We start from the raw sequence: 584 nt of genomic DNA on the forward strand, positions 1-584 counted from the left end.
AGGATCAGCCCATGGATTTCAGTACGCGCAAGGATTTGCCCATTTCCTGCGGCACCCTGGTGCTCAACAGCAGCGGCGAACTCCTGCTGTGCCACGTGACCGGCCATGACCTGTGGGACTTGCCCAAGGGCATGCAGGAACCTGGCGAGCCAGCCGTCAAGACCGCGCGGCGTGAATTGCACGAGGAAACCGGGCTGGAGTTCGCCGCCGACCTTTTCCTGGAAATCGGCCTCTTCGATTTCCGGCCGGACAAGCGCCTGCACCTGTTCAAGGTACAGGCGCCGGATCACGTCAGAGGCATTGACCACCTGGTATGCGTCAGCCATTTCATCCACCCGGTCACGGGCCAGCCCACGCCCGAGATGGACGGTTTCCGATGGGCCAGGCGCGACGAGATCAGCAGCCTGTGCGGGCCCAACATGCAGCGGGTGCTGCTGTCGCTGCACTGGTAAGAACCAGGGCGGAGACGCCTTGCAATGCCGGTCCCCAATGGCGGTAACATGTGCGGCCCCTCCCTGCCCTACAGGCCCGGGCGATGGCGTTTGAATAACAATATCCGGAGATCCGATGAACAGATTGACCCT

Annotated in this window: 1 protein-coding gene; it reads left to right on the forward strand. The window is 62.2% G+C overall.

Annotated elements, in window-relative coordinates:
* Positions 1-452, forward strand: a 452-nt coding sequence (locus tag JK635_RS27880) for an NUDIX hydrolase (RefSeq protein WP_235887878.1), incomplete at its 5' end; no start/stop codon positions are given.
* Positions 453-584: the final 132 nt, after the last annotated feature.

Source organism: Neobacillus paridis (genome assembly GCF_016765675.1).
Lineage (GTDB): Bacteria > Bacillota > Bacilli > Bacillales > Cytobacillaceae > Neobacillus > Neobacillus paridis.